Genomic DNA, 625 nt, shown 5'->3' with positions numbered 1-625 from the left:
CCCGCTCGCTGGCGAAGCTCTCCCCCGATAACAGCGACAGCGCCCAGGGCCGCCAAAGGCGATCGTAGCCCCAGGCAAACCCGGGCAGATGGGCAATGGCCTGAGCTGGAGTGAGGGGCAACTCCGGCGAGGTGGCTAGAAAATCCACCGCCCCGGAAGATAGGAGAGGGTAAACCTGGCCACAGCGGGGACAATAAACCCGATCCACAGCAGACCCTGGCTCCCGCGCTGGCGGCAAGCTCAGCCCTTCCTGACCACAGCTTAGGCAGCGGTAGAGGTGAACTGGCAGAGCAGAGAGAGAAGAAAGCATGACACAGCAGAGTAGCTTGGTAGCCCCGTACTCAGCGCTCCGCGCCGCTAGCGCGAGTAGGGCGGGGCGGAAAAGCCTTCGAGCAGCTTTAGCTGCTCACCAATGATGCGAGTCGTAATACAGTTTAGTTTTGGATCGCCACTCAGCAACAATGGACTACGGCTGTCAACAGGTTCTGATTCAGGACAGGAAGCTACAGTCTGTTAAGTAATCAAGGGGTACAGTAGCAACACTTAGCAAACCAACTCCGGAAGGAGGATAGATTGATCAGGAGTAAACAAGTCTGCACTATCTGCTCCACGCTAGACTTCCTGG

2 pseudogenes are annotated in these 625 nt (G+C 57.4%); both read right to left on the bottom strand.

What is annotated here, in order from left to right:
- Positions 1 to 310 (bottom strand): annotated as a pseudogene (locus tag NW858_RS11550) (class I SAM-dependent methyltransferase); the annotation flags it as partial.
- A gap of 211 nt (positions 311 to 521) precedes the next feature.
- A pseudogene (locus tag NW858_RS11545) lies at positions 522 to 625 on the bottom strand (IS630 family transposase); the annotation flags it as partial.

It is taken from the genome of Synechococcus sp. H55.10 (genome assembly GCF_047502715.1).
Lineage (GTDB): Bacteria > Cyanobacteriota > Cyanobacteriia > Thermostichales > Thermostichaceae > Thermostichus.
This window is presented reverse-complemented; position numbering and strand designations above follow the sequence as displayed.